Origin of the sequence: Mycolicibacter senuensis, assembly GCF_003284925.1 — a bacterium.
Taxonomy (GTDB): Bacteria; Actinomycetota; Actinomycetes; order Mycobacteriales; family Mycobacteriaceae; genus Mycobacterium; species Mycobacterium algericum_A.
Map to the genome: position 1 here is coordinate 1 of NZ_QMEX01000247.1, position 2,855 is coordinate 2,855.

A 2,855-nucleotide genomic window follows, 5' to 3' on the forward strand; every position below is an offset into this window, starting at 1 on the left:
CAACTGGGCCAGCACGCGCTCCTCGCGCACCACCCAGTTGCGCACGGCCTGCGCGCTGCGCCGGCGCAGGTCATCGACCAGTGCCTGCTCGGCGGACGCGTCCGGCACGATCTTCTTCGCCGCGTCGGTGGGAGTGGCTGCGCGCAGGTCGGCGACCAGGTCGCACAGCGGGTTGTCGGGCTCGTGCCCGACCGCGCTCACCACCGGGGTGCGACAGGCCGAGATCGCCCGGCACAGCGTCTCATCGGAGAATGGCAGCAGATCCTCCACGCTCCCGCCGCCTCGGGCCAGCACGATCACCTCCACCTCCGGATCGGCGTCCAAGTCGCGCAGTGCCTCGACGATCTGGGCCACCGCATTGGGTCCCTGCACGGCGGTGTTGCGCACCGCGAAACGCACCGCCGGCCACCGTGTGCCGCCGACCGTCATCACGTCCCGCTCGGCGGCACTGGCCCGGCCGGTGATCAGCCCGATCGTGGCCGGCAGGAACGGCAGGGGCCGTTTGAGCCGCGGATCGAACAGCCCCTCGGCGTCGAGCAGTCGGCGCAGCCGTTCGATGCGGGCCAGCAGCTCGCCGATTCCGACGGCGCGAATCTCGCTGAGCCGCAAGCTGAAAGTGCCCCGCGCGGTGTAGAAGTTCGGCTTACCGCAGACCACCACCTGGGTGCCCTCGGTGAGTTTGACCGGAGCGCCGGCCACCAGCTCGGGGGTGCACGTCACCGTCAGTGACATGTCGGCGGCAGGATCGCGCAACACCATGAAGACCGTGCGGACCCCGGGGCGCAGGTTGATCTGCGTCAACTGCCCTTCCACCCATACCGACCCGAGCCGGTCGATCCAGCCTTTGACCCGGATCGCGACCGCGCGGACCGGAAACGGGTTCTCGGCGGAGTTGCCCGGCGCGGGGGCGCTCACTTCGTGGTGGTGCGGGTGATCCTGTTGGCCAGCAGCGTCTGGAACGGTGCGCGCGCCTTGGTGGCCTCTTCGTAGCCGAGCAGGGTCTCCAGCTCGTCGACGCTGAGCGAGGCCAGCCGGGCCCGCAGCTGGGCCAGCGTCAGGTTGCCGTAGTCGAGCTCGTCGACCAGGTCCGGTGTGGGCACGGGCGCGTCCGCCTTGCCCCCGCCCGGTGTGACGTCCGTCTCGCCGCGCGGTGCCGGCCGCTCATCGCCGCCCTCGCTGAACGAGTAGAGCGCGAAGCGCCCCTCGGTACGCGGGCCGGAATCGGCGTCATCGAAACCGTCGAAAGTCGCCGTGTCGGTGAAATCAGCGCCGTTGACGCCGTCCTCGGTGTCTTCGTCGAAGGTGGCCCATTCCGGCTGCTCGTCCTTCGGCGGGAACAAGGACTCGAGGGTGGAGTCGCCCTTGTTGACCAGCTCAGCGATGTTCTGCTGCCAGCGCATCACGGCGTGCGCGGCCTGGCTGGCCAGTGTCATGGGGTAGGTCAGGATGGTTTGCGGCAGCTTCATCGTCTCCTCGACGGCGACGGTTGCCGCGCCGACCAGGAGCCGGACGCCAAAGGGTGCAGTAGCCATGGCCACCAGCCTGCCTTACCTGCCGTTCATCGCCAAGTACCGAGGGGGTGCGCGTGAGCTGGCGGTCCCGTGACGCCAGACCGTACCCTGGGTGCCATGTCCCCCACCCTCGACGTGCAGACCTCCGCCAGTGCCGGGGCGCTGACCAGCGCCGCCCCCCGTGGGAAGCGGGTGCTGTTGGCCGAACCCCGCGGCTACTGCGCGGGTGTCGACCGGGCCGTCGAGACGGTGGAGCGGGCGCTGGAGAAGCACGGTGCACCGGTGTATGTCCGCCACGAGATCGTGCACAACAAGCACGTGGTGGACACGCTGACCAACAAGGGTGTGGTCTTCGTCCACGAGGCCGACGAGGTGCCCGAAGGCGCGATGGTGGTGTTCTCCGCGCACGGTGTCGCACCCAGCGTGCACGACTTGGCGGCCGACCGGGGCCTGCGCGTCATCGACGCGACCTGCCCGCTGGTGAACAAGGTGCACAACGAGGCCAAACGGTTCGCCCGGGACGGCTACGACATCCTGCTGATCGGCCACGCCGGCCATGAGGAGGTCGTCGGGATCATCGGTGAGGCCCCCGACCATGTCCAGCTGGTCGACGGCTTAGATGCTGTCGCCGCGGTGACCGTCCGTGACGAGAACAAGGTGGTGTGGCTGTCACAGACCACGCTGAGCGTCGACGAGACGATGCAGACCGTGGTCAAGCTGCGCGAGCGGTTCCCGAAGCTGCAGGACCCGCCCAGCGACGACATCTGTTATGCCACCCAGAACCGGCAGACCGCGGTAAAGGCGATGGCCCCGGAGTGCGAGCTGGTGATCGTCGTCGGATCGCGCAACTCGTCGAACTCCAACCGGCTGGTGGAGGTGGCGCTGGGCGCCGGCGCCGACGCCGCCCATCTGGTCGACTACGCCGACGACATCGACCCGTCGTGGCTGGACGGGGTGGAGAGCGTCGGGGTCACCTCCGGGGCCTCGGTGCCCGAGATCCTGGTCCGTGGCGTGCTGGAGTGGTTGGCCGGGTACGGCTACGAAACCGTGTATCCGGTGACGACTGCCAACGAGACACTGGTGTTCGCGCTGCCCCGGGAGATCCGGCCCGACCGTCGCTAGCGTGGCGGCAGCGGGGCGCCGCTCAGACGTCGTACTCCCAGGAGTCGAATTCCCCGGTGCGCGGCTGGCGGGATCGGGAGCGGGGTTCGCTGCCGCTGTCATCGTTGCCGCCGCCGCTGCGGTAGCGCACCCGCGAGACCGGATGGTGGGTGCTGCCGGCGCCGTTGCCGCGGCCGGCCGGTGGTGGCTGCCGTCGGCGCAGCGGGGGCATTCGCGGCGTTC

At 69.7% G+C, this 2,855-nt stretch carries 3 protein-coding genes and 1 pseudogene; 1 reads left to right on the forward strand and 3 read right to left on the reverse strand.

Annotation, left to right across the window (positions count from 1 at the left end):
• Positions 1–915, reverse strand: a 915-nt coding sequence (gene xseA, locus DQP56_RS23610) for an exodeoxyribonuclease VII large subunit (RefSeq protein WP_112689484.1), incomplete at its 3' end; no start/stop codon positions are given.
• The gene (locus tag DQP56_RS23615; protein WP_112689486.1) at positions 912–1,532 is read right to left on the reverse strand and encodes a lipid droplet-associated protein; all 621 of its coding nucleotides are present in this window, start codon (positions 1,530–1,532) and stop codon (positions 912–914) included. The genes DQP56_RS23615 and xseA, both read right to left, overlap by 4 nt.
• Positions 1,533–1,628: 96 nt before the next feature.
• Here DQP56_RS23615 and DQP56_RS23620 point away from each other — a divergent pair, with 96 nt between their 5' ends.
• The gene (locus DQP56_RS23620) at positions 1,629–2,633 is read left to right on the forward strand and encodes a 4-hydroxy-3-methylbut-2-enyl diphosphate reductase (RefSeq protein WP_165825132.1); all 1,005 of its coding nucleotides are present in this window, start codon (positions 1,629–1,631) and stop codon (positions 2,631–2,633) included.
• 22 nt (positions 2,634–2,655) lie between these two features.
• On the opposite strand, the pseudogene DQP56_RS23625 reads toward DQP56_RS23620, so the two are convergent.
• Positions 2,656–2,855: pseudogene (locus DQP56_RS23625) on the reverse strand (DUF6542 domain-containing protein); the annotation flags it as partial.

Coding starts and splice junctions, on each gene's coding strand:
- DQP56_RS23615 (WP_112689486.1), bottom strand. CDS start 1,532: ATGGCTACTGCACCCTTTGGCGTCCGGCTCCTGGTCGGCGCGGCAACC.
- DQP56_RS23620 (WP_165825132.1), top strand. CDS start 1,629: ATGTCCCCCACCCTCGACGTGCAGACCTCCGCCAGTGCCGGGGCGCTG.